Source organism: Mesorhizobium sp. ISC11 (genome assembly GCF_037162595.1).
Lineage (GTDB): Bacteria > Pseudomonadota > Alphaproteobacteria > Rhizobiales > Rhizobiaceae > Mesorhizobium > Mesorhizobium ciceri.
The window spans coordinates 5489100-5514177 of the sequence record NZ_JAVSPW010000001.1; the positions used below are offsets into that span (position 1 = coordinate 5489100).

The 25078-nt window shown below is 63.4% G+C and carries 30 protein-coding genes and 1 pseudogene; 16 read left to right on the forward strand and 15 right to left on the reverse strand.

Features of this window, described 5'->3' with window-relative positions; translation table 11 throughout:
- Positions 1 to 170 precede the first annotated feature (170 nt).
- Both RPF88_RS26480 and RPF88_RS26485 read left to right on the forward strand, forming a co-directional pair.
- Complete coding sequence (locus RPF88_RS26480; protein ID WP_337123473.1) at positions 171 to 920, forward strand: YebC/PmpR family DNA-binding transcriptional regulator; 750 nt, start codon at positions 171 to 173, stop codon at positions 918 to 920.
- A 17-nt stretch (positions 921 to 937) separates the two neighbouring features.
- On the forward strand, positions 938 to 1234 hold the full coding sequence (locus tag RPF88_RS26485; protein ID WP_127218697.1) for a SelT/SelW/SelH family protein: 297 nt from the start codon (positions 938 to 940) through the stop codon (positions 1232 to 1234).
- 18 nt (positions 1235 to 1252) lie between these two features.
- On the opposite strand, the gene RPF88_RS26490 is transcribed toward RPF88_RS26485, so the two are convergent.
- Both RPF88_RS26490 and RPF88_RS26495 read right to left on the reverse strand, forming a co-directional pair.
- A complete protein-coding gene (locus RPF88_RS26490; protein WP_013529115.1) occupies positions 1253 to 1402 on the reverse strand; it encodes a hypothetical protein in 150 nt (49 codons plus the stop codon).
- Positions 1403 to 1423: 21 nt separating this feature from the next.
- Entirely contained in the window at positions 1424 to 1903 is a 480-nt protein-coding gene (locus RPF88_RS26495) for an anthrone oxygenase family protein (protein WP_013529116.1), read from the reverse strand.
- A 126-nt stretch (positions 1904 to 2029) separates the two neighbouring features.
- Between RPF88_RS26495 and RPF88_RS26500 the strand changes: the two genes are divergently transcribed.
- Positions 2030 to 2671: a TetR/AcrR family transcriptional regulator gene (locus tag RPF88_RS26500; RefSeq protein ID WP_224674599.1), complete on the forward strand. Its 642-nt coding sequence runs from the start codon at positions 2030 to 2032 to the stop codon at positions 2669 to 2671.
- Positions 2672 to 2799: 128 nt separating this feature from the next.
- Here the strand turns inward: RPF88_RS26500 and rpmE are convergent, their stop codons facing one another.
- The gene (gene rpmE, locus RPF88_RS26505; RefSeq protein WP_013529118.1) at positions 2800 to 3021 is read right to left on the reverse strand and encodes a 50S ribosomal protein L31; all 222 of its coding nucleotides are present in this window, start codon (positions 3019 to 3021) and stop codon (positions 2800 to 2802) included.
- 206 nt (positions 3022 to 3227) lie between these two features.
- Between rpmE and RPF88_RS26510 the strand changes: the two genes are divergently transcribed.
- Positions 3228 to 5027: an ABC transporter transmembrane domain-containing protein gene (locus RPF88_RS26510; protein ID WP_224674598.1), complete on the forward strand. Its 1800-nt coding sequence runs from the start codon at positions 3228 to 3230 to the stop codon at positions 5025 to 5027.
- 27 nt (positions 5028 to 5054) lie between these two features.
- Here the strand turns inward: RPF88_RS26510 and RPF88_RS26515 are convergent, their stop codons facing one another.
- Positions 5055 to 6542, reverse strand: a complete 1488-nt coding sequence (locus RPF88_RS26515; protein ID WP_337123474.1) for a carboxypeptidase M32 — start codon at positions 6540 to 6542, stop codon at positions 5055 to 5057.
- Between the two features lie 140 nt (positions 6543 to 6682).
- On the opposite strand from RPF88_RS26515, the gene RPF88_RS26520 reads away from it, so the two are divergent.
- Complete coding sequence (locus RPF88_RS26520) at positions 6683 to 7036, forward strand: DUF1304 domain-containing protein (RefSeq protein WP_013529121.1); 354 nt, start codon at positions 6683 to 6685, stop codon at positions 7034 to 7036.
- 76 nt (positions 7037 to 7112) lie between these two features.
- On the opposite strand, the gene RPF88_RS26525 is transcribed toward RPF88_RS26520, so the two are convergent.
- The 9 genes and pseudogenes from RPF88_RS26525 to RPF88_RS26565 all read right to left on the reverse strand — a co-directional run bounded on the left by RPF88_RS26525 (position 7113) and on the right by RPF88_RS26565 (position 15126).
- On the reverse strand, positions 7113 to 7547 hold the full coding sequence (locus tag RPF88_RS26525; RefSeq protein WP_337123475.1) for a hypothetical protein: 435 nt from the start codon (positions 7545 to 7547) through the stop codon (positions 7113 to 7115).
- 239 nt (positions 7548 to 7786) lie between these two features.
- Entirely contained in the window at positions 7787 to 8818 is a 1032-nt protein-coding gene (locus RPF88_RS26530; protein WP_063173252.1) for a peptidoglycan -binding protein, read from the reverse strand.
- Between the two features lies 1 nt (position 8819).
- The gene (locus RPF88_RS26535; protein ID WP_013529124.1) at positions 8820 to 9845 is read right to left on the reverse strand and encodes a MotA/TolQ/ExbB proton channel family protein; all 1026 of its coding nucleotides are present in this window, start codon (positions 9843 to 9845) and stop codon (positions 8820 to 8822) included.
- Positions 9846 to 9949: 104 nt separating this feature from the next.
- Positions 9950 to 10636, reverse strand: coding sequence for a PAQR family membrane homeostasis protein TrhA (gene trhA / locus RPF88_RS26540; RefSeq protein WP_027162532.1), 687 nt, complete (start codon positions 10634 to 10636; stop codon positions 9950 to 9952).
- A 122-nt stretch (positions 10637 to 10758) separates the two neighbouring features.
- Positions 10759 to 11559, reverse strand: coding sequence for an inositol monophosphatase family protein (locus tag RPF88_RS26545; protein WP_224674595.1), 801 nt, complete (start codon positions 11557 to 11559; stop codon positions 10759 to 10761).
- Positions 11560 to 11644: 85 nt separating this feature from the next.
- Positions 11645 to 12211, reverse strand: coding sequence for an elongation factor P (efp, locus tag RPF88_RS26550; protein WP_013529127.1), 567 nt, complete (start codon positions 12209 to 12211; stop codon positions 11645 to 11647).
- Between the two features lie 174 nt (positions 12212 to 12385).
- Positions 12386 to 13426: a tetratricopeptide repeat protein gene (locus RPF88_RS26555; RefSeq protein ID WP_013529128.1), complete on the reverse strand. Its 1041-nt coding sequence runs from the start codon at positions 13424 to 13426 to the stop codon at positions 12386 to 12388.
- 1 nt (position 13427) lies between these two features.
- Positions 13428 to 14075, reverse strand: a complete 648-nt coding sequence (locus RPF88_RS26560) for a thiamine phosphate synthase (protein WP_013529129.1) — start codon at positions 14073 to 14075, stop codon at positions 13428 to 13430.
- A gap of 134 nt (positions 14076 to 14209) precedes the next feature.
- A pseudogene (locus RPF88_RS26565) lies at positions 14210 to 15126 on the reverse strand (DMT family transporter).
- Between the two features lie 135 nt (positions 15127 to 15261).
- Here RPF88_RS26565 and RPF88_RS26570 point away from each other — a divergent pair.
- The 3 genes from RPF88_RS26570 (at position 15262) to RPF88_RS26580 (ending at position 17424) form a co-directional block, all read left to right on the forward strand.
- Positions 15262 to 15741, forward strand: coding sequence for an Lrp/AsnC family transcriptional regulator (locus RPF88_RS26570; protein WP_013529131.1), 480 nt, complete (start codon positions 15262 to 15264; stop codon positions 15739 to 15741).
- A 65-nt stretch (positions 15742 to 15806) separates the two neighbouring features.
- Entirely contained in the window at positions 15807 to 16535 is a 729-nt protein-coding gene (locus RPF88_RS26575; RefSeq protein WP_337123476.1) for a class I SAM-dependent methyltransferase, read from the forward strand.
- Positions 16536 to 16653: 118 nt separating this feature from the next.
- The gene (locus RPF88_RS26580; RefSeq protein ID WP_013529133.1) at positions 16654 to 17424 is read left to right on the forward strand and encodes a sulfite exporter TauE/SafE family protein; all 771 of its coding nucleotides are present in this window, start codon (positions 16654 to 16656) and stop codon (positions 17422 to 17424) included.
- A gap of 33 nt (positions 17425 to 17457) precedes the next feature.
- Here the strand turns inward: RPF88_RS26580 and RPF88_RS26585 are convergent, their stop codons facing one another.
- Positions 17458 to 18009, reverse strand: a complete 552-nt coding sequence (locus RPF88_RS26585) for a DUF2269 family protein (protein ID WP_064995913.1) — start codon at positions 18007 to 18009, stop codon at positions 17458 to 17460.
- A 332-nt stretch (positions 18010 to 18341) separates the two neighbouring features.
- Between RPF88_RS26585 and RPF88_RS26590 the strand changes: the two genes are divergently transcribed.
- The 8 genes from RPF88_RS26590 (at position 18342) to RPF88_RS26625 (ending at position 23793) form a co-directional block, all read left to right on the forward strand.
- Positions 18342 to 18722, forward strand: coding sequence for a hypothetical protein (locus RPF88_RS26590; RefSeq protein ID WP_337123477.1), 381 nt, complete (start codon positions 18342 to 18344; stop codon positions 18720 to 18722).
- A gap of 449 nt (positions 18723 to 19171) precedes the next feature.
- A complete protein-coding gene (gene rcdA, locus RPF88_RS26595; RefSeq protein ID WP_127384606.1) occupies positions 19172 to 19705 on the forward strand; it encodes a protease adaptor protein RcdA in 534 nt (177 codons plus the stop codon).
- Between the two features lie 75 nt (positions 19706 to 19780).
- A complete protein-coding gene (gene ruvC / locus RPF88_RS26600) occupies positions 19781 to 20290 on the forward strand; it encodes a crossover junction endodeoxyribonuclease RuvC (RefSeq protein WP_013529137.1) in 510 nt (169 codons plus the stop codon).
- Between the two features lie 61 nt (positions 20291 to 20351).
- Positions 20352 to 20603 (forward strand): AbrB/MazE/SpoVT family DNA-binding domain-containing protein, encoded by a 252-nt coding sequence (locus RPF88_RS26605; RefSeq protein WP_013529138.1) that lies wholly within the window; start codon positions 20352 to 20354, stop codon positions 20601 to 20603.
- A gap of 2 nt (positions 20604 to 20605) precedes the next feature.
- Positions 20606 to 21019, forward strand: coding sequence for a type II toxin-antitoxin system VapC family toxin (locus RPF88_RS26610; protein WP_013529139.1), 414 nt, complete (start codon positions 20606 to 20608; stop codon positions 21017 to 21019).
- A 15-nt stretch (positions 21020 to 21034) separates the two neighbouring features.
- Positions 21035 to 21655, forward strand: a complete 621-nt coding sequence (gene ruvA / locus RPF88_RS26615; RefSeq protein WP_127261672.1) for a Holliday junction branch migration protein RuvA — start codon at positions 21035 to 21037, stop codon at positions 21653 to 21655.
- A 43-nt stretch (positions 21656 to 21698) separates the two neighbouring features.
- Complete coding sequence (gene ruvB / locus RPF88_RS26620) at positions 21699 to 22736, forward strand: Holliday junction branch migration DNA helicase RuvB (protein ID WP_013529141.1); 1038 nt, start codon at positions 21699 to 21701, stop codon at positions 22734 to 22736.
- Between the two features lie 160 nt (positions 22737 to 22896).
- Entirely contained in the window at positions 22897 to 23793 is an 897-nt protein-coding gene (locus tag RPF88_RS26625; RefSeq protein WP_337123478.1) for a metallophosphoesterase, read from the forward strand.
- Positions 23794 to 23805: 12 nt separating this feature from the next.
- Here the strand turns inward: RPF88_RS26625 and RPF88_RS26630 are convergent, their stop codons facing one another.
- Positions 23806 to 25056, reverse strand: coding sequence for a glycoside hydrolase family 5 protein (locus RPF88_RS26630; RefSeq protein WP_337123479.1), 1251 nt, complete (start codon positions 25054 to 25056; stop codon positions 23806 to 23808).
- Positions 25057 to 25078 lie beyond the last annotated feature (22 nt).

Below are 25078 nucleotides of genomic sequence, written 5' to 3' on the forward strand. Positions count from 1 at the left end.
CTGGACGAATTGAGCCGATTTATCTATAAGCCGGCCATTCCGACAGAGAACGCCGTGCTTCCAAGAGGTGCACCTGGGACGCTCTGAAATTTTGAATTCGGGCATTGCGGAAGACGAGGTCAGATCACTTCGCTTCGCGATGCTCTAGCCGAGAAGACGACAGGGGTGCCATGGCTGGCCATTCACAGTTCAAGAACATCATGCACCGCAAGGGCCGCCAGGATGCGGTGCGGTCTAAAATGTTTTCCAAGCTGGCGCGCGAAATCACCGTCGCCGCTAAAAGCGGGACGCCCGATCCATCGATGAACCCGCGCTTGCGCCTGGCGATCCAGAACGCCAAGGCGGTGTCGATGCCGAAGGACAACATCCAGCGCGCCGTCAACAAGGCCTCGATGGGCGATGCCGAGAATTACGAAGCCGTGCGCTATGAGGGCTATGGCCCGGGCGGCGTCGCTGTCATTGTCGAGGCGCTGACCGACAACCGCAACCGCTCGGCGTCCAATGTGCGTGCTGCCTTCACCAAGGCCGGCGGCGCGATGGGCGAAACGGGCTCGGTTTCCTTCATGTGGGACCGCGTCGGCGAGATCTATTATCCGGCATCGGCCGGCAGCGCCGACAAGGTCATGGAAGCGGCAATCGAAGCCGGCGCCGACGACGTGGAAACCGACGAGGAAGGCCACACCATCTATTGCGCCTTCGAGAATCTCGGTGAGGTGTCGAAGGCTCTGGAAACCTCGCTCGGCGAGGCAGAATCGGTGAAGCTGATTTGGCGGCCTCAGAACAACGTTCCGGTCGACGAGGAGCGGGCACAGTCGCTGATGAAACTGGTCGCCACGCTCGAGGACGACGAAGACGTGCAGAGCGTCTACGCCAACTTCGAAGTCGACGACGAGACCATGGCCAAGCTCAGCGCGGCATGAGCGGAGCTCAGCCCGGCATGAGCGAGCAGATCCTCCCCGCCATCCGCATCACCTATTGCACGCAGTGCCAGTGGCTGCTGCGCGCCGGCTGGATGGCGCAGGAGCTGCTGTCGACCTTCGGCACGGACCTTGGCGAGGTGACGCTGGTGCCGGGCACCGGCGGCATCTTCACCATTTCCTGCAATGACGTGCTTGTCTGGGATCGCAAGCGCGACGGCGGTTTTCCGGACGCGGCCAAGCTGAAGCAACTGGTCCGCGATGTCATTGATCCGGACCGCGACCTCGGTCATTCCGATCGGAAGACAAAGGCGTAGAGGCCGCCGGCGCTGCCGTCACTTGCGTCGCCACGCTCCGAAGGCGGCGCCAATCGCAATACCCACGGCGACGCCCATCGGAAGGTCATCCAGAGCGGTGCCGACCGCGGCACCGACACCAACTCCGATTGCCATGCCGAAGGCCATATTCGAATATTGATCCTTCATCGGTGGCTCCACCCATCCTTTTCAACGCGCGGCGAACCAGAAGGATGCCAGCGCGGCTATGCCGCTGATGGTGCGGACATGGTTCCACATCACCCACTCGTTGAGGTAGCGCGACCACAGGCTTGCGCCATTGCTGCTGGCCGGATCGAGGGCGGCGAGCGCATCGTTGAGCGGGACGTTGAAGATCATCGTCACCACCACGATGCCGATGAGATAGAGCAGGCTGCCGGCAACCAGCCAGAGCGAGCCTGGCTGGTTCCAGCCGATCACCGCACCGATGGCGACAACGATGCAGACGAGAGCCGTGCCGAACAGTGCTGTCATGAACAGCGGCGTCACCGCTGTGACGTTGATGGAATTCATCGCGGCAATGCCGCTTGCGGCTGGCATGCGGGCGAGGCCCGGCATGACGAAGCTGGAGAAAGCAAAGAAGACGCCGCCGACGACGCCTGAGCCAAGTGCGGCAATGAAGATGAGAGTGGGAAGAAGTTTCGCGATCATGTCAGTTGCTCCAGATGCCCATTGTGCTTTCCTCCGCATAAACGTGATTAATCCTCATATTTGCAAAACGTGATAAACCCTCGTATTTTTCGAGTCAAATGATTTTGGCGGCATTTGGAGTCAGGTATGGAAGACGCGGCAACCCCCGTTTCCGCACAGCAGCAGGCTGCTTCACCGCGTCGGGCGCCGAGCCAGCAGCGCAGCCGCGAGCGGGTCGAGCGCATGCTGGCGGCTGCCTCGGCGCTGATCGCCGAGCAAGGCAGCGATGCCATGCGCATGGGTGAGGTGGCGGAGCGCGCTGGGGTGTCGATCGGGTCGCTCTATCAGTTCTTTCCGGACAAGCGGGCGATCATCTGGGCGCTGGCCGAGCGCTACACCGCCGAAAGCCAGTCCTGCATTTCGGCAGCACTGGCTGGCATCAGCGACGCCGAAGGCCTGCAGTCCGCGTTTTCAGAGTTGGTCGACATCTATTACCGGCTGTTCCTGGCCGAGCCGGTGATCCGCGACATCTGGTCGGGCACGCAGGCCGACAAGGCGCTGCGCCAGCTCGAACTCGCCGACAGCCGTGCCAACGCCGAATTCCTCAGCGCGGTGCTGAAACGGCTGCGGCCGGCAGCCGATCCGGCGACACTGGAAACCACGGCGTTTCTGGTCTGGCAGATGGGCGAGGCCGCCATGCGGCTGGCGATCTCGGTTGAGCGGCAGGAGGGCGACAGGCTGGTCGCCGCCTACAAGCGCATGGCGTTAAGGGAATTGCTGGCCGAGTAGGACCGCGCCGCAACAAAAAACCCGCCACAAGGGCGGGTTTTCGATCTGTGAAAGCTCGTTTGGCTTAAGTTCTTACTTGAGGCAAGTCGTTATCCCAAAACCGCTTCGCACTTTTGGGCGACATACAATTAGATGCCGAAACCTTCGAAACGCTTCTTGAACTTCGACAGGCGGCCGCCGCGGTCGAGCAGGGTCTGCTGGCCGCCGGTCCAGGCCGGGTGGGTGGTCGGGTCGATATCGAGGTTCATCGTATCGCCTTCCTTGCCCCAGGTCGAACGGGTCGTGTATTCGGTGCCGTCGGTCATGACGACCTTGATGGTGTGGTAATCGGGATGGATGTCGGTCTTCATGGTTCGGTTCCTGGCTTGCCGGCGCTGCCGACGGGCATAAGCCTGCGTCGATGCGCCCCTTTTTTAAACTCGAAGCCGCAGCTATTGAGGAGCCACGGCTTCTAAAACGGTCGGCGAGCCTATACATCAGCCGGAATTGAATCACAAGGCCGCGGCAAGCGCATATTGAGGCGCAGACCCCAAGGACGGCTGGAGGAAACATCGGGATGGCGCAAATCACCAGCGCAGACGAGCGCCGGCGTTCGCTCAAGCCGCTCAAGCGCCTGTTCCCCTACATCACGCACTACCGCACGCTGGTCGTCGGCGCCATTATCTCGCTGGTCATCGCGGCGGCAACCACGCTGGCGCTGCCGCTGGCGGTGCGACGCATGATCGATCATGGCTTCTCGTCGTCCAGCACGACCTTCATTGCCGAATATTTCGCAGCGCTGGTGGCTATGGCCGCCCTGCTGGCGGCGGCATCGGCCGGCCGCTACTATTTCGTCATCACGCTGGGCGAGCGCGTCGTCGCCGATATCAGGCGCGATGTGTTTGCCCATGTGACGACGCTGTCGCCTGCCTTCTTCGACACCGCCCAGTCGGGCGAGATCGTGTCGCGGCTTGCCGCCGACACGACGCAGGTCAAGTCGGCGGTCGGAGCGACGGCCTCGGTGGCGCTGCGCAATGTCATCCTCGGCCTTGGCGCGGTGGGGATGATGGTCATCACCAGCCCGAAACTGTCCGGCCTGGTCATCGCGGCAATACCCGTGATCGTCCTGCCGCTGGTCGCCTTCGGCCGTTCGGTGCGGCGCAAATCACGCCAGGCGCAGGATACGCTGGCCGATGCCACCGCCTATGCCAGCGAGCAGATCGGCGCGGTGCGCACGCTGCAGGCCTTCACCAATGAGAAGCTGGTCACCGGGCATTTCTCGGCTGCGGTGGAAGCTGCTTTCGAGGCCGCACGCTCCTCGATCTTCGCGCGCTCCTTCTTAACCTTCTTCGCCATTTTCACCATCTTCTCGTCCGTCGTGGCGGTGCTGTGGTTCGGCTCGCGCGACGTGCTCGAAGGCTCGATATCGCCAGGCACGCTCGGCCAGTTCCTGCTCTATTCGGTGTTCGCCGCCGGCGCGCTGGGCGCGCTGTCGGAAGTGTGGGGCGAACTTGCGCAAGCGGCGGGTGCTGCCGAACGGCTGACCGAGATCCTGGCCGAGAAGCCGGCGATCCAGGCTCCCGCCGATCCGAAGCCGCTGCCGGCCGTCGCCAAGGGCGCGATCGTCTTCGACAATATCTCCTTCTCCTACCCGGCAAGGCCCGACCGCGCCGCCGTGCACGGCTTAAGCTTTCAGGTCATGCCGGGCGAGACGGTGGCGATCGTCGGGCCGTCAGGGGCCGGCAAGAGCACGGTGTTTTCGCTGATCCTGCGTTTTTACGATCCCGAAACAGGCAAGATCCTGATCGACGGCGTCGATGTGCGCGAGGCCGATCCCGTTTCGGTCCGCCAGCGCATCGCCATCGTGCCGCAGGACGTCACCATTTTCGCGGCAAGCGCGCGTGACAATATCGGTTTCGGTCGGCCGGGAGCCAGCAAGGCCGAAATCGAGACGGCGGCGAAGGATGCACTTGCCGATGAATTCATCCTCAAGCTGGAAAAAGGCTATGACAGCCAAGTCGGCGAGCGCGGCGTGACGCTGTCAGGCGGTCAGCGCCAGCGGGTTGCGATCGCCCGTGCCATCTTGCGCGACGCGCCGATCCTGTTGCTCGACGAGGCCACCTCGGCACTCGACGCCGAAAGCGAAACGCTGGTGCAGACGGCATTGGAACGGCTGATGCAGGGCCGCACCACGATCGTCATCGCCCACCGCCTGGCAACGGTGCTGAAGGCCGACAGGATCCTGGTCATGGATGGCGGCTCGATCGTCGAGGAAGGCACGCATCAAAGCCTTGTCGCCAAGGGCGGCATCTATGCACGGCTGGCCAAGCTGCAGTTCGAAACCGGCGCCAGTGCTTTCAGGGGCGCGGCGGAGTAGGCAGATCTGCCGCTGTGGCGACAGCCGCTATGCGGCTCCATAGCGCTGCTTCAGATGGTTCACGAAATAGGTAGCATTGAGCTTTTCGCCGGTGGCGCGTTCGAGCAGGTCCGGCGTCGACCAGCGTGACCCCTGTGACCAGATTTTTTGGCGGCGCCAGTCGTTGATCGCCTCGAAATTGCCTTTGGCGAGATCCTCGTCGGCGGCAGGATGCTCCCGCGTCAGCGCCGCCCATTGCTGTGCCGCCATCATCGCGCCCAGCGTGTAGGAGGGGAAGTAGCCGAAAGCTGCCCCTGGCCAATGCACGTCCTGCATTGGCCCGTCGGCTGGGTTGTCGATGGTGGAAAGGCCGAGGTAGTCGCGCATCTTGGCGTCCCAGGCTTCGGGCAGATCGGCTACCTCCAGCCGGCCCGAGACGAGTTCCTGTTCCAGTTCGTAGCGCAGGATGACATGCAGGGGATAGGTCACCTCGTCGGCATCGACCCGGATCAGGCCGCGTCCGACGCGATGCACGTGCGGCAGGATGTCGTCGAGCGACCAGGCTTCGCCGAGATGCTTTTCAACCACTGGCAGCGCCCAGCGCCAGAAGGCCGGGTTGCGGCCTAGCTGCTTCTCGACGAACAGGCTCTGGCTTTCATGCACGGCCATGCCGCGCGCTTTGCCGAGCGGCCAGTGCGACCATGCCTTGGGCAGGTTCTGTTCGTAGAGCGCATGGCCGGTCTCGTGCAGCACGCCCATCAGCGCCGACAGGAAGTCGGACGTCTTGTAGCGGGTGGTGATACGCACGTCGCTCGGCACGCCGCCGCAGAAAGGGTGGTGCGACACCGACAGCGACCCATGCGTCAGGTCGAAGCCGACTGCCGACATCATGGCAAGGCCGAGCTCGCGCTGCCGATCGATCGCATAGGTGCCCGAAAGCGGCTTCAGCGGGCGCTTGCGCTGCCGTGCATCCTGGATCGCCAGCGCCTCCGGCACGAAACTTTTCAGAAAAGCCTTCAGGTCGGTGAACACAGGCGTGATGTCGGCGGTGCGGTTGCCGGGGTCGTACTGCTCCATCAGCGCGTCATAGGGGGCCAGGCCGAGCACATCGGCACGCAGCGCCGCCTCCTCGCGCACCAGCGCCACGACGCCCTCCAGCGCCGGCTGGAAGCCTGCCCAGTCGTTCTTGGCGCGCAGGCCGCGCCACAGCTGCTCGCAACGCATGCGCGCGGTCGTCTGGCGTTCGACGAATTCGACCGGCAGGCAGGTCAGGTTGGTGTATTGCCGCCGCAGTTCCGAGACGGCGGCGCGCTGCTCCTCGCCCAGCGCTTCCTGTTCGGCCGCTGCGATCCAGTCTGCTATCTCCGGCGCCGTTGCCCTGGTGTGATACATGCCGGCCAGTGCCGACATCGCCTCGGCACGCTTCTCGCCGCCGCCGACGGCCATGTGCGTGGCCTCATCGGCACCGAGGATGGCCAGCGCATGCTCGAGCGCTTCGAGCTTGTGACCGAGGTCGTCGAGTTTCTGAAAGGACATGGCGACTTCCGTGATTGGGACGGCGCGAAAAGACACCAACGCAAAAGCGTTGGCAACCCTCGGATGCCGTCCGGCAAATGCACCTTGCGCAGGCAAGGCCGCGCATGAAATGCTGCCGGCAACACATCAAGGGGGGAAAAATGATCGGCAACATCCTGGTCGGGCTGGTGGCCTTGATCCATGCCTACATCGTCTATCTGGAGATGGTGCTGTGGGACACGCCGCGCGGGCACAAGGCTTTCAACCTGACCCCGGAATTCGCCAGTGCCTCGAAAGTGCTCGCGGCCAATCAGGGACTCTATAACGGGTTCCTCGCCGCCGGGCTGATCTGGGGGCTATACCTTGGTGCGGCCGGTTTCCAGGTCAAGGTCTTCTTTCTGGCTTGCGTGGCCATTGCCGGCCTCTATGGCGCGGCAACGGTCGGGCGCAAGATCCTGTTCATCCAGACCGTGCCGGCGGTGATCGCCCTGATCGCGGTGTGGCTCGGCTGGTAAAAAAGGGCGCCCGCGGGATCGCTTTCGAAGGCGCCAGGCAGTTCCTTCCTCTTGGACCGTTTCGGGCGCTATGGCCTCAGCCGTTCGGGTAATTGCCGCCGTCGGCGCCGTCGCCGATCATGAAGCCGCTGCCGGTGTCGATCATCAGCCGCTGGTCGACATTGTCGAGACGGCGCAGCAGATCATGGTATTGCGCGGCCGGTATCCTGCCGTGATCGGAGGCGGCGACTTTCTCGGCCGCCTGACTGATGTGGGCCGTGCGCATTTCCAGGCGTTCCGCCACAGCCGGGGTGATGTTGTTGGCCTGTCTTGCGTCCACGATGCCCTGCCGGACGCCCTGCACCTGTTGGATAAGCGCCTCGACACGCGGGCCAGTCATATCGGTTGGATCGGTCGCGTCGAGAGCGCCCTTGTGATGGCCCGCGGCACAGGCGCCGGCAAGCGGAACGGCGATGAGGAGCGCCGTGAGTGTTGCAGTTCTAAGCGAGGTCTTGGGAGTGAAAGAGCGCATCACGCGTCTCCTCTTGTAGAGGGAGGCGGCGGTTGTCCGCCTGCCTTCCAGCCTTGGGCCGTCCGGTTCCGTCGCGTCGCGATGAGGGGGGATTCATCGCCGGCGGTTCTCGGCCCGGGCGGCAGGCTAGGACCGCCCTGCGACAATGTGTAATTAAAAAAAGATAATCTTTTCAGGCCTTGCCGGCCGCCATCTGCGCCCTAGGGTTGAACCGGCGAACAAGTTCGCGTGATTTTGGATCAACGTTCGGTGAGCTTCAGTTCAATACGGCGGTTCTTGTTGCGCGCCTCTTCGGTGTCGGCGGGATCGAGGGGCTGGAACTCACCGAAGCCTGCCGCGACCAGGCGGTTGGCCGGCACGCCGTTCTCGATCAGAAATTTCACCACCGAGGTCGAACGCGCCGTCGACAGTTCCCAATTGTCGCGGTAGCGGCCGGTGCCGGAGAGCGGCTTGTTGTCGGTATGGCCGTCGACGCGCAGCACCCAATTGATCTCGGGCGGGATTTCCTTCTGCAACTCGATGATGGCGTCGGCGAGTTTCTTCATCTCGACCTTGCCGGCATCGTTGATCACCTCAGAGCCGGTCGGGAACAGCACTTCCGACTGGAAGACGAAGCGGTCGCCGACGATGCGGATGTTCTCGCGGTCGGCGAGGATTTCGCGCAAACGGCCGAAGAAGTCGGAGCGGTAGCGGTTCAACTCCTGCACGCGCTGCGCCAGCGCGACGTTGAGGCGGCGGCCGAGATCGGCGATCTTGGTGTTGGAATCGCGGTCGCGGATTTCGGAGACGTTGAGCGCATCCTCAAGCGCGCCGATCTGCTTGCGCAGCGCCGCGATCTGCTGGTTGAGGATCTCGACCTGGCTCAGCGCCTGCTGGCTGATCTGGCGCTGGCTGTCGAGTTCGCCGCCGAGCGCCGCTGCACGCTGATTGGCGGCGTCGCCGGCACCGGCACCTTGCGCCAGCAACTGTTCGAGCCGGCTCTTTTCCGCTTGCGCGGCCGACAGCGACGCCTGCAGATTGGCCAGTGAATCATCCTTGTCCTGCGCCGTCGAGCGCTCCAGCGCCAGCAGTTGGGTCAGTTCGTTGATCTGCGAGTTGAGGCGCGAGAGCGCCGTATCCTTGCCGGAGATTTCGCGTCCCAGCAGGAACTGCGCCAGCACGAAGACCGTGAGCAGGAACATGATCGCCAAAAGCAGCGTCGACAGCGCGTCGACGAAGCCCGGCCAGTAGTCGATGCGGCGATCGGTGCGCCGGCCCCTGGCGAGTGCCACGTCAGTGCACTCCGGGCTTCTTCAGGGCATCGGCGATCTTTTCCAGCGTGTTGCGCATCGCCTTCTGCTCGTCGGACTGGGCCTCGACCCAGTCGCGCATGATCTGCTGTTCCGAGCGCATATTCTTGACCAGGCCGGAAATGCCGTCGGCGAGATTGGCCATGGCGGTGGCGACGCGCGGGTTGGAGCCGCCGCCATTCTCCTGCATCGAGCGCAGCCGTTCCGACAGCACCCGGATCTCGTCGGAGGATTCGGTTTTGGCCGGGTCGGCGACGACGATGTCCGACGACAGGTCGGTGACCGAGGAAAGCCAGTTTTCCAGTTCGGTGTAGAAGCGCGTCTGGGCGCGGCCGGCCTGCAGGTCGAGGAAGCCGAGCACCAGCGAGCCGGAGAGGCCGAACAGCGAGGACGAGAAGGCGGTGCCCATGCCGGCCAGCGGCGCCGAAAGCCCCTGCTTCAGGGAATCGAGCACCGCGGCGGCGTCACCGGTGCCGGGATCGAGCGATTCGATGGTTTCGCGGATCGAGCCGATGGTGTTCAACAGTCCCCAGAAGGTGCCGAGCAGGCCGAGGAACACCAGCAGGCCGACGAGATAGCGCGAGGTGTCGCGGCTTTCGTCGAGGCGCGTGGCGATGGAATCGAGCATGGTGCGCATCGAACTGGTCGAGAAGGCCATCGCCGAGGAACGGCCGATCATCGCCTTCATCGGCGCCAGCAGCACCGGTTCGGTCGTCTCCGAGCCGGCACGGAAGGAGTTGACCCAGCGCACTTCGCGAAACAGTCGCCCGACCTGGGCGAAGGCCAAAAGGATGCCGACCACCAGCACGCCGACGATCAGGCCATTGAGGCCGGGATTGCTGCCAAAAGCGGTTGAGATCTGTCGGGTGAGGATGGCGGCGATGAAGGCGACGATGACCAGGAAGATCACCATGGTCAGCAGAAAGACCTGCGGGCTCGATAATTTATGCGGGTCGTAGATCAGGACATCAGAACGTCTGCCCATGCCGAAGGATCTGAGAAAAGCCATCCGTGCCCCGTTTCCGATGCCGCCGCCGATCACGTAAACCGCGACTCTAAACGGAATTGTGACCAAATTGAATGGCGCTTGGCAATATTGCCGCGTCGATAGTGTCAGAGGCGATTGATGACCAGACAGTCGACCATGGCGGCCAGATGCAGGCTGGCGCCGGTGACGACGAAACCGTGCCACAGCGCATTGTGGAAGCGCAGCCCCTTCCAGGCGAAGAAGATGACGCCGCAGGAGTAGACGATGCCGCCGGCAACGATCAGCGCTATCGATGTCGTCGGTAGCGTCTGGACAAGCGGCTTGACCAGGATGATGCCGCTCCAGCCAATGGCGAGATAGAAGCCGATCGCCAGCCGGTCGAAACGGCCGGGAAAGAACACCTTGATGGCAATGCCCAGCGCTGCCGCGGTCCAGACCAGCACGATCATCCAGCGCGCCAGCGGCGAGCCTTCGAGCTGCGCCAGGAAAGGCGTATAGGTCGCGGCGATCAGCAGATAGATCGCGGCGTGGTCGAAACGCCGCAACACCCATTTTGCCGGCGACGAGACCGGCCACAGATTGTAGGTCATCGACACCGAGAGCACGGTGAGCAGCGAAACCACGTAGAAGGCGGCGGCGATGTATTCGCCGGGTCCGACACGAAACGCCGCCAGCGCCAGCAGCGCGGAACCGGCCGATATCGCCAGCACGATGCCGACCGCGTGGACGATACCGTCAGCGATCATCTCGGCACGCGAATAGTGCCAGCGTCCGATGAACGGGATATCGGGGTAGGGTTCGTTGTCTCTCACTAAGCCGGGTTCCTGCGCCGCGCCCTCCAATCTGGGCGCATGCCGGCCAGTATTTCAAGCTTCCGTTGCGGTTTTGCGACTGCGGCGCATCAGCGCGGCGGTTTGTCGGCGCGGCTTGCCTGTCAACGAGAGGAGAGCGGCTTCTTCACGACCTTGAGCAAAGCGCGCTGGATGATCTCGTTGCCGGCGACGACCGAACCGTTGTCGAGCATGTCCTGGCCGCCATCCATGTCGGAGACGAAGCCGCCCGCCTCGCGGATCAAAAGCAGCCCGGCGGCGATGTCCCAGGCAGACAGGCCGGTTTCCCAGAAGCCATCCATGCGGCCGGCAGCGACATAGGCGAGATCGAGCGATGCGGAGCCGAGGCGGCGGACGCCGGAAACCTCGGCCATGACGTTGCGCAGCTCGACGAGGAAATTGCCGTGGTGGCCGCGGCCGAGATGCGGCATGCCGCAGCCGATGACCGTGTCGACCAGCTTGATGCGGCCGGCGACGCGCAAGCGGCGGTCGTTCATGAAGGCGCCGCCGCCGCGTTCGCAGGTGTAGAGTTCGTCCATCGCCGGATTGTAGATGACGCCGGCGACGATCTGGCCCTGGCGCTCCAGCGCGATCGAAACGGCAAAGAGCGGAATGCCGTGCAGGAAATTGGTGGTGCCGTCGAGCGGGTCGATGATCCAGCGATGCTGGCCGTCGTCGCCTTCGACCACGCCGCGCTCCTCCATCAGGAAGGAATAGCCGGGCCGTGCCTTGGACAGTTCGGCGAAGACGATGTCCTCGGCCTTGCGGTCGGCCTGGCTGACATAGTCGCCGGGGCCCTTCATCGAGACCTGCAGGTTCTGCACTTCGCCGAAGTCGCGCGACAGCGAGCGGCCGGCCTTCATTGCGGCCTGGACCATGACGTTGAGAAGGGCTGAGCGTGCCATAGTGCTTTTTCCCGGTGCTGCGCTTTAAATTCTGCCTCGATGCATGTCGGTGACCCGGAACCGGGCCACTTTTGGGCGACATGCGTCAGTCGGCGCGGCGCACGTAAGTGATTTCGTTGGTGTCGACGATGATGCGTTCGCCGGCGCCGATGAAGGGCGGCACCAGGACGCGGATGCCGTTCTCCAGGATCGCCGGCTTGTAGGACGATGCCGCCGTCTGGCCCTTCACCACCGGGTCGGCCTCGGTGATGGTCAGCGTCACATAGTCGGGCAGCGAAATGCCGATCGGCCGCTCTTCATAGAGCTGGACCGTTACCATCATGCCGTCCTGCAGGAAGGCGGCGCGATCGCCGACGAAGTCCTTGTTCAATTCGAGCTGCTCGTAGCTCTGGGTGTCCATGAACACCAGGGCGTCTTCCTGCGCGTAGAGGAAGGAAAAATCCTTCAGGTCGAGCCGGATCTGTTCGACCGTCTCGGCCGAGCGGAAGCGCTCGTTGAGCTTGGTGCCGTTGATGAGGTTCTTCAGTTCGACCTGATTGTAGGCGCCGCCCTTGCCAGGCTTGACGGTGTTGGTCCTGACCGCCACCCAAAGGCCGCCATCATGCTCGATGACATAGCCGGGACGGATTTCGTTGCCATTGATCTTGGCCATGATGAGATGATCCGGAATGATGCCTACGGCCACGCCGTCGGTATGGGATGTTCGCTGGGAAAGCGATTTCGGGCTCCCAAGACCACAAATCGCCAGAAGAGGCAAGGGAGCGGGCAGGTTGGTGCCAGGCGAGGGGAGCCGAGGTGACACTCGCAATGACCGCGCGGGCCGCCGTCAAGGCAGCCGGTTGGCCTTCTGCAGCGCCTGCTTGGTCTGGTCGTCGTCCAGCCCCTGCAGGAAGTCGTCCATCTGCGGATCGATGAGGCCGGCGCGGCGGGCAATGATGTACCAGGCACCGGCAAGGACCAGGTCCGGATCGGTGCCGATGCCTTGCATATAGAGCTTGGCCAGGCGGTTCTGGGCGGCAACATTGCCGCCCTCCGCCGCCTGCTTCATCCAGCCGAAGGCGGATTTCAGGTCGCGCGCACCGCCGCGGCCTTCGATCATCCAGGCGGCGAGATCGATTTGCGCGGTGTCGTAGTTCTGCCTTGCGGCCTGCGCCAGCAGGCGCCTTGCCTGGGCATCGTCGCGTGGCTTGCCGCCGACACCGTTGGCGTAGATCTGCGACATTGCATATTGCGCGTCCGCGAGGCCGGTCGCAGCGGCGCGTTCATAGTAGGAGACCGCCTTGGCCATACCGGCGTCGCCGGGGTCCTGCTGGACCAGCATCTGCGCGAAATTGAATTGCGCCAGCCGGTTGCCGGCTTCGGCTGCGGCCTGCATCAGGGCGTAGGCCTCTTTTCCATCCTTTTTGACATAGCGGCCGTCGAGCAGCATCAGCGCATACTGGAACTGCGATTCCGGCACACCCTGTTCGGCGGCCAAGGCGTACCATTTCGCCGCCTGCGCCGAATTGACCGGTACACCGAGACCTCGCGACAGGATCTCGGCCACCAGGGTCTGCGCCGCCGGGTCGCCGTTTTGCGCCCGGACCAATGCCAGATTGTAAGCTGTCTTGTAGAGGCCGCGCTGGAAGGCGCCATAGGCCGCGTCGGCGGGTTTTGCGCCGAAGCGGTCGGGATTGACGGCGTCGGCCGACGGCAGCGGCGCAGGCTCGGCCGTGGTGGCGGGCTGCGGCAACGGCTTGTCGATCGGCTTATCGGTGTGGACGCCGATTTCCGGCTTGGGCTGCGGCAAGGGGATGGTCTCCGCGGCCGCCGCCTGGACCATCAGCACCGCAAGCAGAGCCTGGAGGGGAAGCGTCGCCGATGACATTTCAGTCCTCGAAACGCGGCGCAGTCTCGTCGAGCAGCGCGTTGGCGGTGGCGACCGCTGTCCTGGGGTCGGTGCCGTCGGCGAACACGGCGCTCGACAGCGCCACGAATTCAGCGCCGGTGGCGCCCACGGCTTCGACCGAGGCGATGTCGGATCCGGCCATGACGATGCAAGGGATCTGGATCATGTCCGCCCACCATGCGCCGAGCGACAGGTTGCGCGGGTGCGGTTCGGGCTTGTTGTCGTAGCCGAAGCGGCCGAAGAAAATGTAGTCTGGCCGCGTCTCGCCAAGCTCGAGCGCGTCGTCACGCGTCTTGGCGCCTCCGGTGCCGACCATCATCTTTGCCTGGAAATGCTCGATTGTCTCGGCGAGTTCGGCCTTGGAGACTTCGACATGGATGCCGTCGGCCTGGACGCGGCCGGCTATGCGGGTGTCGCCGGCGATGATGACAGCAACGCCGGCGGCTTGCGCTGCCGGCACGATCCGTTCGGCGAAAGCCTGGAACGAGGCTTCATCCATGCCGTTCTCGGGCAGGATCAGCGAAGCGACATCGCCACCATCGAATGCCGTGACAATACGGGCCGCCGGCACGCCGGGCGGCGCGATCAGCACGATGCGACAGCGATTGGGGGGCGTTGCTTCATTCATGGTTCTTCGGGTCCCGCGTTTCGCCTATGCCGGGCGAAGATGGTTGGATTGCGGCATAGAGCAAAGTGCCCGCCTTGAACAGGCGGGCAGTCGGGATCGCGATGTTTGATCCGCCGGGCAGCCGGCGGGCCGCTTCACTTGATCGGGTGCGGGCTCGCGACGGGCGGTTTGCCCTTCCTCAGCGTCCAGCCGAGATTCATGCCGGCGGCGGCGATCAGGATGGCGGTGGCGCCGACGACCTGGCTCAGATGCAGCCGATGGCCGAAGGCGACGACGTCGACCAGGATGGCGACGACGGGATAGATGAACGACAGCGATCCCTGCAGATGCGTCGGCAGCTTCTGGATGGCGCCGTACATCAGTATGTACATCAGGCCGGTGTGGACGATGCCGAGCGTCGCCAGCATGGTCCAGCTCCAGGCATCGGCTGGAAGCCGGGATAGATTGGCGAACGGCGCCAGCATGACGACGCCGACGCAGACCTGTATCAGCGCAATCAGATGCGGTGGCGTGCCCTTGAGCTTCTTGGTGACGATGGCGGCGACGGCCCAGAAGAAGGCCGCGCCCAATGCCATGACGATGCCGGTGAAATAATCCGTGCCGGCCATGCCGGCATTGGGGCCGGCATCGGGAGCCGACTGCACGATCAGCACCATGCCGGCGAAGGCGATGGTCAGCCAGGTCAGCTTGGTCAGGCTCAGCCGCTCGGCGAAGAAGAGCGCGCCGAAGCCGCCCGCATGAAGGGCTGCGTGTTGTAGACGGCGGTGGCGATCGAGATCGACGCGCGCGAGAAAGCGCTGAACAGCAAAAGCCAGTTGACGACGATGGCGACGCCGCCGAGCGCGGCGATGCCGATGATGCGCAGCGACAGCCTGTTGCGCAGCAACCCCAGCCCGGCGCAGATGATGAGCAGCGTCAGCGCGCCGAAAGCGCAACGCCAAAACACCACATCCATGATCGGCTGGCCGGACAGGACGACGAACCATCCGATCGTTCCCAGGATGGCCATTGCGGCGGACATTTCGACCGTGCCGCGTACTGTCTCGTTCACAACAAACCTCCTTATCGGTTGAGCCGCCATAATCTCATGCGGTCGCGAAGCTTTCCATCAGATTGGAAAGGGTGTATGGCCTATTGGCCTAATTATATTAGGAGAAAGCTCCAAGCTGTCGGGAAAAGGAAAAAGATGCTGGACGATCTCGACCGAAATCTCCTTGAAATCCTGGTCAAGGATGCGCGGACCTCGCTGAAGGAGCTGGCCGCCCAGGTCGGGCTGTCGTCGCCAAGCGTTTCGGAGCGGCTGCGACGACTCGAGGAGCGCGGCGTCATCCGGGCGTTCACCGTCGAGATCGATCCGCTCGCGCTCGGCTATACCTTGCAGGCGATCGTGCGCATCCGGCCTCTGCCGGGCAAGCTGCACATCGTTCAGAAGCTGATCGAGGACATCCCCGAATTCGGCGAATGCGACAAGGTGACGGGCGATGACTGCTTCGTCGCCCGGCTGTTCGTACGCTCGATCGGCGATCTCGACGGGATTCTCGACCGTATCGCCGACAAGGCGGAGACAAGCACCGCCATCATCAAGGCGCAGCCGATCCGGCGGCGGCCGCCACCGCTCGACGCGGCTGCTTCTCGGGATAGGGCAAAGGTCTTGCATGCCTCCTGATCGAGCCGGGTGGAAAGCCGGTGGCCGCTTGGTTAGTGTGCCGACCAAATGAGACCGAGACTGTCATGGCGCAGAACATATACGACCGTGAGGATTTCTTCGCAGGCTACAGCCAACTCGGCCGTTCGGTCGAAGGGCTGGAGGGTGCCGCCGAGTGGCCGGCAATGCGCGCGATGCTGCCCGATGTCGGCGGCTTGAGGGTCGTCGATCTCGGCTGCGGCTTCGGCTGGTTCTGCCGATGGGCACGCGAGCATGGGGCGGCGCAGGTGCTTGGCCTGGACCTGTCGGAGAAGATGCTTGCCCGAGCAAGGGCCGCCGGCCCGGATGCAGGGATAAGCTATGAGACGGCCGATCTCGATCGGCTCAGCCTGCCGGAAGCCAGCTTCGATCTCGTCTACAGTTCGCTCGCCTTGCACTATGTCGAGGATGTGTCGCGTCTGTTCGGGACCGTGTATCGGGCCCTGGCGCCTGGCGGGCATTTCGTCTTTTCCACGGAACATCCGATCTTCATGGCGCCGACCAAACCCGGCTGGGTGATCGATAGCGAAGGCCGAAAGACGTGGCCTGTCGACCAGTATCTGGTGGAAGGACCGCGCAGCACGGACTGGCTGGCGAAGGGCGTCGTGAAACATCACCGCACGATCGGCACCACGCTCAACGCTCTCCTGCAGGCCGGCTTCACCATCGCGCATGTCGAGGAGTTCCGTCCGACATCAGAGCAGATCGCGGCCAAACCCGAACTGGCGGAAGAGCTCGAGCGGCCGATGTTCCTGCTGGTCTCGGCGCGTCGGTAGGCACAGGCCTGCGTCGGCCCGCATGTGCGGCCGCCACGCTCATATTTGCTGTCGCTCCGCCCGACATTCTGGGCTATTCAAGCGTCGACACGCTTTCCCTCCGGACCAGTCCCCTCCCATGTCAGGCCTGCTTCTCGATCCGTGGTTCTATGCGGCCGCCATTCCGGCGGTCATTCTGGTCGGCCTGTCGAAGGGCGGCTTTGGCGGTGCCGTCGGTTTCGTCGGCGTGCCGCTGATGGCGCTGACCATGCCGCCGGTGCAGGCGGCGGCCATCCTGCTGCCGATCCTGTGCCTGATGGACATCGTCTCGGTGTGGACGTGGTGGGGCGTTTACGACCGCAAGATGCTGGTCGACATGATGCCGGGCGCCGTCATCGGCATCGGCCTTGGCTGGCTTACGGCGGCACTGGTGACCGAAGAGGCGGTGCGGCTGATCGTTGGCGCCGTCGCCATCATCTTCGTCCTGCGCTGGCTCTATCTGCAGTTCCGCCACGGCGCCGATCACGCGGCCGCGCCCAACCGCGTGGCCGCCGCCGTCTGGGGCACGGTCGCCGGCTTCACCAGCTTCGTTGCCCATGTCGGCGGTCCGCCCTTCCAGGTCTATGCCTTGCCCATCCGTCTCGATCCGAAAGTTCTGTCGGGCACCGCAGCGATCTTCTTTGCCGCCACCAACGCGCTGAAGCTGGTGCCCTATTTCGCGCTCGGCCAGTTCGACACCGCCAATCTGACGGCATCGGCGGTGCTGATGCCGCTGGCGCCGCTGTCGACCATCGCCGGAGCGTGGCTGGTGCGCCGCATGCGGCCGGAAACCTTCTATCCCTTTACCTACGCAACCGTCGCGGTCGTGGCGCTGAAGCTGCTGTGGGATGGCATTGTCGGCCTGATGTAGAAAGGCCGCCGCGCAGCCGCCCGTCATTAGGGGTCAGGCGGCGCTTGGCACCAGACGACGGTTGCCGCCAAAAGCCAGTGTCGCGCCGAACATAACGACCAGCACCATGCCGGCAAGGATGCCGATGTCATGCACGGTCGGTTTGAGCACCATGTCCGCAATGATCACCAGCATCACCGCATAGTCGAAACGTGCCGCGCTCATCATGCGCTGGCCGATGGCAAGAACCTCTGGCGTGACGCCCTCCTTGGCGATCATTGCGCCCATGCGCTCCCCGGTCGGCTTGAAGATGAACATGCCGATCGAAAAGGTCGTGGCGTATCCCGCCAGGCCGATGAGTACCCACAAATCGGAGAAGCCGACCCAGAACCAGCACATGATGAGGCCGAAGATCAGCGTCAGCATCGACATCGGCGCAAAGAACCTGCCGCCCAGCTGACCGCTGGCGCGCATTGCCTGCAGCTTTTCCTCGATGTTGCCCGCGCGCTCGGCAAGCATGCCCAGCAGGAACAGTACGAAGCCACCGCCGACCCACAGAATGGCGGTAGTGACGTGGAGGAATTTGACGATCGAGTACCAGTCCATGGGTTGCTCCTGCAGTGTCCGGTCAGGTTTGCGGCGGCGCCGATTTGCGCCGGCCGTCAGAGGAGCGGGCGTTTAGCGTGGCGCCTGTTTCGGAACGATGTCGCGAAAAATCCGGCTCTGTTTCAGCTTACGGCCAACGCGCGAGGTCGCAGATTGTGAACGCATTATCTGATTTTCTGCTAATGTACGAATCGTCGGGAGGGGGTTGGCGCGACATCGTCTGGATACGCTGCCGATATTAGTGCGCCAATGCCGGGAGCCCGATGGCGACAACAATCGCCTGACGATCAACCCATTCCCGCAAGCGGGAAAAGGCAATTCGGGGGACCATTATGCAAGGGATAGCACGGAATTTCTTCACGCTGGCCATCATCTATTCGCTGTGCGGCATGGCGCTCGGCCTGTACATGGCGATCAGCCAGGATCACGACCAGATGCCGACCCACGCCCACACGATGGTGGCCGGATGGCTGATGTCGGCGGTCTTCGCCTTCTTCTACCATTTGTTTCCGGCAATCGGGCAGAAGACGCTCGCCACAGTTCATTTCTGGCTGACGGCGGTCAGCGGCATCGGCCTGCTGATCGGCCTCTATTTCCTGCTTGCCGGCAATGCCGCGATCGAACCGCTGGTGGCGGCCTCCTCGATGGGCTTCTACGCAGCCATGCTGCTGTTCGCCTTCATCGCCTTGCCGGCGGTCTGGAAGACCGCTTGAGCCGAGCCTAAGGGAAGGTGAGGCTGTGCCGGCGGTCTGGAAGACCGCTTGAGCCGAGCTGACGCAGGAGGTGCTGTGCTGTTACGGCACAGTATGGCGGTGTTCGGTCAAAAAACATCCGCACCGTTAAGGCTTCATTAAGCTTTACAGGTGTTTACTATGTTCATCCAGTGATCTGGATTCTTACCGAGTGGTTGGAGCCACTTTGTTTGACGCCTCCCTGTTAAACTCCTGAGAGCCGCCTTATCCGCGGCTCTTTTTTTGTCTCGATTTCTCTTTTTTTGTCCGCACCCCAGCGGGGCCGCCCGACAGGGGTGCCGTTAACCTTCTGTTAAACATGTGCTTGCCTTCACCGGTGACGAAGCGCATTTTCAAGCTTCAGTCAGATAGGGTTCCGGGTGTATCGGCAGGGAGCCGAATCGGCCGGTTGCAAGTGCAGGGGCGTATCAATGAACGAGCCTTCGAAGGGCAGTGCGAAAACCGTCAAGCTGGCGGAACGCCGGGTTTTCTCGCAATCCTTCAAGCCGCTTTACCAGGAAGGCATGGGTCTGGTCGAACAGGCCGCCGAATATCTCGACGGCAAGGGCCGGGCCGAGGCGAAGAAGCTGTCGCGGCTGGCCGCCACGCTCTACGCCGCCGAATCGATGCGGCTGACCACCAGGCTGATGCAGGTTGCCTCCTGGCTGCTTCTGCAGCGCGCCGCCAATTCCGGAGAGATGACCCGCGACCAGGTGGCATCGGAAAAGTCCAAGGTGCGCCTCGACACCGCTTCCGCCCATGACGAAGCCGCCGGTTGGGCCGAACTGCCCGAGGATTTCCTCGACCTCGTCACCCGCTCGCTGCGCCTGCAAGCGTTGGTGCGCCGCATGGACGACGAGATCTATGGCTCGGGCGCCGTGGTCGACATGCAACCGATGGCTCGCCGCCCCAACCCGGTTTCCGACCAGATCAGCCTGCTCAACACGGCTTTCGCTCGGGGTTAGACCGCGGTCCGCCTTCTGTTTCCGGTTTGTTCACATTTCGCTGGCATCGCTGTCCGCCGGAGGTAAACTCGGCAAATGGCGGAAGCGATTCGCATCATCGGTATCGATCCCGGGCTTCGGCGCACCGGCTGGGGCATCGTCGAAAGCCTCGGCAATTCGCTGCGCTTCATTGCTTCCGGCACTGTGAAATCAGACGATAAGGCCGCGCTGGCAACGCGGCTGTGCCAGCTGCATGACGGGCTTGCCGAAGTCCTGCATGCCGCCATGCCGCACGAAGCGGCGGTCGAACAGACCTTCGTCAACAAGGACGCGGTGGCAACGCTGAAGCTCGGTCAGGCACGCGGCATCGCCATGCTGGTGCCGGCGCGTGCCGGCCTCGTCGTTGCCGAATATGCGCCCAACGCCGTCAAGAAAGCGGTGATCGGCGTCGGGCATGGCGACAAGAAGCAGATCCACATGATGGTGAAGGTGCTGTTGCCGAAAGCCGTCTTCGATACCGAACATGCCGCCGACGCGCTTGCCATCGCCATTTGCCACGCGCATCACCGGCAAAGCGTGGCTTACCGGATGGCGCTCGCTGGTTAGCGATGTTCTTGACTTGTTCGTCGGGTTGGAATAATCCTTACTTGTAAGAAAGGGGTGTTTCATGCGTGTGACGAGCAAAGGCCAAGTGACAATCCCACGGGATCTGCGGGAGACATTTGGGATTGGCGCCAACAGCGAAGTCATCTTCGGCATCGAGGGCGGCAAGATCACGATCACGCCGAAGCATGACAAGGGGCGGTTGGCCGACCGCGAAAGACTCGATCGTTTTCTTGCTGCGCTCGATCGGCTTGAGGGCAGCGGCGATCAGACAATGAATGCCGATGCCGTCATGGCTTTGACCCGGGATCGCTAATCTTGGCGACGCTTGTCGACACCAACGTGCTTGTCGATATCGCCGTTCGCGATCCCGTCTGGTCAAAGTGGTCGTGGTCCAAAATGGTGTCTGCCCTCGAGCAAGGCAGCCTGGTCATCAATCAGATTATCTACGCCGAGTTTTCGATGCGCTATGAGGCGATAGACGATGTCGATGATGCCTTGCCTGAAGACGAGTTCCGGCGCGAAAGTCTCCCGTTCGAGGCGGCCTTTGCTGCGTCGAGAGCGTTCTCGGTCTATCGGCGGTTGGGCGGACCTCGAGAGAAGGTGATGCCCGACTTCTTGATTGGGGCTCACGCTGCCATCCGAGGCTATCCCATTCTTACTCGCGATCCCGCAGGTTTCAGAAAGTACTTTCCAGATGTCGAGCTCATCACGCCCGATACTCATCCCTAACGGGGATTGCGTCCAATGATCGGCAAGCTCAAGGGCACGCTGGATGAGATCGACGAGGATCATTGCCTCGTCGATATCCATGGCGTCGGCTACGTCGCCTATTGTTCAGCGCGCACGCTGGCCGCGTTGCCTTCGCCCGGCGAAGCGGTGGTGCTGTTCATCGAGACCTATGTCCGCGAGGACATGCTGCGGCTCTACGGCTTCCAGTCAGTGCTGGAACGCGAGTGGTTCCGGCTGCTGATGAACAATGTTCCGGGCGTCGGCGCCAAGGTGGCGCTGGCCATCCTGTCGACGCTGGCGCCGGCCGACCTCGCCAATGCGATTGCGCTGCGCGACATCGCCATGGTTTCTCGCGCACCCGGCGTCGGCAAGAAGGTGGCCGAGCGCATCGTCACCGAACTGAAGAACAAGGCGCCGGCCTATGCCGGAACCGCTTCGGGCACCATCGGCCTGAAACAGGAGCTCGGCGACGGCGTGGCATCCGCGCCGATCACCGACGCGGTCTCGGCGCTGGTCAATCTCGGCTATTCGCGCGACACGGCCGCCAATGCGGTGGCGGCGGCGCTGAAGACGGCGGGCGAGGATGCCGATGCGCCGAAGCTGATTCGCTTCGGGCTGAAGGAACTTGCGCGGTGAGCCGCCGCTTGTTCAGCCCCTTGCCGTGTGCAAGGAAGGCGGCATGAGCCTGTCGCCCCGCTTGATTGCACCGGAAAAACGCGGCGAGGATGCCGAGCAGACCTTGCGGCCGCAGACGCTCGACGATTTCGTCGGCCAGGCGGCGGCGCGGGCCAATCTCAAAGTGTTCATCGAGGCCGCCAAGAGCCGCAGCGAGGCGCTCGACCATGTGCTGTTCGTCGGGCCGCCTGGTCTCGGCAAGACGACGCTGGCGCAGATCATGGCGCGCGAGCTCGGCGTCAATTTCCGCTCGACCTCGGGTCCGGTCATCGCCAAGGCCGGCGATCTTGCTGCGCTGCTGACCAATCTCGAGGAAGGCGACGTGCTGTTCATCGACGAGATCCATCGGCTGAGCCCGGCGGTGGAGGAGATCCTTTATCCGGCGATGGAGGATTTTCAGCTCGACCTGATCATCGGCGAAGGCCCGGCGGCGCGCTCGGTCAAGATCGACCTCGCCCGCTTCACCCTCGTCGCCGCCACCACGCGGCTTGGCCTGCTCACCAATCCGTTGCGCGACCGTTTCGGCATTCCGGTACGGCTCAATTTCTACACGGTCGAGGAGCTGGAGCAGATCGTGCGGCGTGGCGCGCGTATCCTGCAAATGCCGCTCGGCAACGACGGCGCGCTGGAGATCGCGCGGCGCGCGCGGGGCACGCCACGCATCGCCGGCCGGTTGTTGCGCCGTGTGCGCGATTTCGCCTCGGTGGCCGGCGATGGCCATGTCGACCGCAAGATCGCCGACGAAGCGTTGACCCGGCTGGAAGTCGACGCGCTCGGCCTCGACGCGCTCGACCGCCGGTACCTCAGCATGATCGCGCGCAATTTCGGCGGCGGGCCGGTCGGCATCGAGACGATCGCCGCCGGCCTGTCAGAGCCGCGCGACGCCATCGAGGACATCATCGAGCCTTATCTGATCCAGCAGGGTTTCATCCAGCGCACGCCGCGCGGCCGGATGCTGACGGCCAATGCCTGGCGCCATCTCGGCCTCGACGCTCCGAAGGATCTGGCGCAACAGCAGATCAACCTGTTCCAGGAAGAATAGCGCTCAGGGCGATCAGGCGCAGGTTCCGGGCCGACAAAGAATCTGTGAGCGGCCTGCGCAAAATATCCTCGGCTTCGTCGGTTTGCCGGCGCATTCGTCGGCTCTGGTGGCGGTGCCATCCCGGGGCAATCTCGCTCCGATGGTTTGCCGGAGCCACGCAATGATCACCAGACGCGGATTCCTGCGCTTCATCGGCGGGTCGGTTCTGTCGGTTGCCGCGTTCAGCGCCTATGCGGCCGGCATAGAGCCGATGCTGCTGACGCATGTGAAACGCTATGCGCTAACGCCGCCGCATTGGCCTGATGGCCTGAAGCTGCGCATCGTCGCGCTTGCCGATATCCATGCCTGCCGGCCATGGATGACGCCGGAGCGGATCGCCTCACTTGTCGAAGACGCGAGTGCCCTGCAGCCGGACGTGATCGTCCTGCTCGGCGATTATATCGCCGGCATGCCCTTGGTGACCGGCCCGGTGACGCCGTCGCAATGGGCCTCCGCCCTCTCGGACCTCAAGGCACCGCTCGGCGTGCTCTCGATTCTCGGCAACCATGACTGGTGGGCAGATGGCTTCGCGCAGCGCGCCGGGGCCGGCCCGACCGTAGCGCGCAAGGCCCTGGAGAAAGTCGGCATTCCGGTGCTGGAGAACGATGTCGTGCGCCTGGAAAAGGATGGGCATGGTGTCTGGATTGCCGGGCTCGCCGACCAGCTCGCTCTGCTGCCGACCAGGGACCGCGCCGGCTTCACGGGGCTGGACGATCTCGACGGCACGCTGGCCAAGGTCAGCGACACCTCGCCCATCATCCTGCTTGCGCACGAGCCGGATATTTTTCCGAAAGTGCCGTGGCGCGTCTCGCTGACCCTGTCCGGCCACACCCACGGCGGACAAATTCGGCTGTTCGGCTATTCGCCGGTCGTGCCATCGCGTTTCGGCAACCGCTACGCCTATGGCCACGTCGTCGAGAACGATCGCAATCTGATCGTCTCCGGCGGGCTCGGTTTCAGCATATTGCCGGTGCGTTTCGGGATGCGGCCGGGAATCCTGTCGATCGACCTTGGCTAAATCCAGATCGCCTCAGTGAAGCGATTTGATCGCGTCCATCACATCCGGCTCGGCCTTGTCGCCGTTGAAGGCATCGACGATGCCGAAGGCGCCGCCATAGCTCCACACCGACCATGAGAAGCCATGTGCTTCGGCACGCGCGATCATGTCCCTGACATAGGCGGCCCGATACCCGGCGGGCATCACATAGGAATTGCCGTATTCCTGACGGATCATGCCGAACTCGCCCAGCGTGATGTTTCCAGGCTTGACGCCGTTGGCCCTCGCCCACGCCTCGACCTTTTCGAACGGCGCATCCACCAAGCCGAGCAGTCTGTCGGGGCTGTCCATGCTGGCGACCTGTTCGTCAAGATAGGCAAGCAGGCCGCTTTGCCGCGTCCATGGCGCCTCGGCCTTGATCCTGGCGCGGATGGTGTCGAGCGTCACGTCGAGCTGTGCCTTGGGCACCGCACTCAGCGGATAGGGCAGGCCGGTCACGTAAGGAATGAAGTCTCCGGCCCAGGTTGCGCCCTGATGGGTGAGCAGAAACGGATCGTAGGAATGGAAGGTCCAGATGACGTTGTCGTCCGGAATCGTCTTCGGGTCGATCTTTTCCAACGAACTCGCGGCGGAATAGCAGGCGCCGGTCAGCACCAGGGTCAGTTTCGTAGCCGAGGATCGCGCCGCCGCGAACAGTTTGCGCTGGCGGTCCGGCCACAGGCTCGTGCCGTCGCTGTCGCAGTCCACGATCGGTTCGTTCATGGGCTCGAAGGCGACCTGGGCGGGATCTTCGCTGGCCAGCGTGCGGGCCATCTTGCGGACCATCTCGACATAGGCGTCGAAGGTCCGTGGGTCGCCCATCACTTCAGCCATTCCGATCTTGCGGCTGCCGCCGGCCGGGATCAGGTGCATGTCGACGATCACCTTGATCCCGGCGCGGTTGATCATGCGCACCGAGTCCCGCACGCTGGCATAGAGATCGTCACGCAAGGCCACGGTCTGGTCGGACAGAAAGGGCGATGGATCGACCGGCATGCGCAGGAAATCGAAGCCGGCATCCTTCAACGCCTTGAGGTCGTCCTCCCCAAGGAATTTCCGCCACTCCGGATACGGCAGGATGGCCTTGGCGTCGCCCCACTGGTCCTCGCCGGGCCAGGTGACCCACTGGTCGAGATTGAGGCCGCGCTTCATCGAGAATGTCGCGGTCTGGCCAGGCAGCGCCAAAGCCACCAACACGAACAGCGCCGCCGTCAAACTCTTGATCATCGCCGTCAACAGTGCCATCCGATGTTATGTTCCGCGGGAA

Coding starts and splice junctions, on each gene's coding strand:
- RPF88_RS26480 (WP_337123473.1), top strand. CDS start 171: ATGGCTGGCCATTCACAGTTCAAGAACATCATGCACCGCAAGGGCCGC.
- RPF88_RS26485 (WP_127218697.1), top strand. CDS start 938: ATGAGCGAGCAGATCCTCCCCGCCATCCGCATCACCTATTGCACGCAG.
- RPF88_RS26490 (WP_013529115.1), bottom strand. CDS start 1,402: ATGAAGGATCAATATTCGAATATGGCCTTCGGCATGGCAATCGGAGTT.
- RPF88_RS26495 (WP_013529116.1), bottom strand. CDS start 1,903: ATGATCGCGAAACTTCTTCCCACTCTCATCTTCATTGCCGCACTTGGC.
- RPF88_RS26500 (WP_224674599.1), top strand. CDS start 2,030: ATGGAAGACGCGGCAACCCCCGTTTCCGCACAGCAGCAGGCTGCTTCA.
- rpmE (WP_013529118.1), bottom strand. CDS start 3,021: ATGAAGACCGACATCCATCCCGATTACCACACCATCAAGGTCGTCATG.
- RPF88_RS26510 (WP_224674598.1), top strand. CDS start 3,228: ATGGCGCAAATCACCAGCGCAGACGAGCGCCGGCGTTCGCTCAAGCCG.
- RPF88_RS26515 (WP_337123474.1), bottom strand. CDS start 6,542: ATGTCCTTTCAGAAACTCGACGACCTCGGTCACAAGCTCGAAGCGCTC.
- RPF88_RS26520 (WP_013529121.1), top strand. CDS start 6,683: ATGATCGGCAACATCCTGGTCGGGCTGGTGGCCTTGATCCATGCCTAC.
- RPF88_RS26525 (WP_337123475.1), bottom strand. CDS start 7,547: ATGCGCTCTTTCACTCCCAAGACCTCGCTTAGAACTGCAACACTCACG.
- RPF88_RS26535 (WP_013529124.1), bottom strand. CDS start 9,845: ATGGCTTTTCTCAGATCCTTCGGCATGGGCAGACGTTCTGATGTCCTG.
- RPF88_RS26545 (WP_224674595.1), bottom strand. CDS start 11,559: ATGGCACGCTCAGCCCTTCTCAACGTCATGGTCCAGGCCGCAATGAAG.
- efp (WP_013529127.1), bottom strand. CDS start 12,211: ATGGCCAAGATCAATGGCAACGAAATCCGTCCCGGCTATGTCATCGAG.
- RPF88_RS26555 (WP_013529128.1), bottom strand. CDS start 13,426: ATGTCATCGGCGACGCTTCCCCTCCAGGCTCTGCTTGCGGTGCTGATG.
- RPF88_RS26560 (WP_013529129.1), bottom strand. CDS start 14,075: ATGAATGAAGCAACGCCCCCCAATCGCTGTCGCATCGTGCTGATCGCG.
- RPF88_RS26570 (WP_013529131.1), top strand. CDS start 15,262: ATGCTGGACGATCTCGACCGAAATCTCCTTGAAATCCTGGTCAAGGAT.
- RPF88_RS26575 (WP_337123476.1), top strand. CDS start 15,807: ATGGCGCAGAACATATACGACCGTGAGGATTTCTTCGCAGGCTACAGC.
- RPF88_RS26580 (WP_013529133.1), top strand. CDS start 16,654: ATGTCAGGCCTGCTTCTCGATCCGTGGTTCTATGCGGCCGCCATTCCG.
- RPF88_RS26585 (WP_064995913.1), bottom strand. CDS start 18,009: ATGGACTGGTACTCGATCGTCAAATTCCTCCACGTCACTACCGCCATT.
- RPF88_RS26590 (WP_337123477.1), top strand. CDS start 18,342: ATGCAAGGGATAGCACGGAATTTCTTCACGCTGGCCATCATCTATTCG.
- rcdA (WP_127384606.1), top strand. CDS start 19,172: ATGAACGAGCCTTCGAAGGGCAGTGCGAAAACCGTCAAGCTGGCGGAA.
- ruvC (WP_013529137.1), top strand. CDS start 19,781: ATGGCGGAAGCGATTCGCATCATCGGTATCGATCCCGGGCTTCGGCGC.
- RPF88_RS26605 (WP_013529138.1), top strand. CDS start 20,352: ATGCGTGTGACGAGCAAAGGCCAAGTGACAATCCCACGGGATCTGCGG.
- ruvA (WP_127261672.1), top strand. CDS start 21,035: ATGATCGGCAAGCTCAAGGGCACGCTGGATGAGATCGACGAGGATCAT.
- ruvB (WP_013529141.1), top strand. CDS start 21,699: ATGAGCCTGTCGCCCCGCTTGATTGCACCGGAAAAACGCGGCGAGGAT.
- RPF88_RS26625 (WP_337123478.1), top strand. CDS start 22,897: ATGATCACCAGACGCGGATTCCTGCGCTTCATCGGCGGGTCGGTTCTG.
- RPF88_RS26630 (WP_337123479.1), bottom strand. CDS start 25,056: ATGGCACTGTTGACGGCGATGATCAAGAGTTTGACGGCGGCGCTGTTC.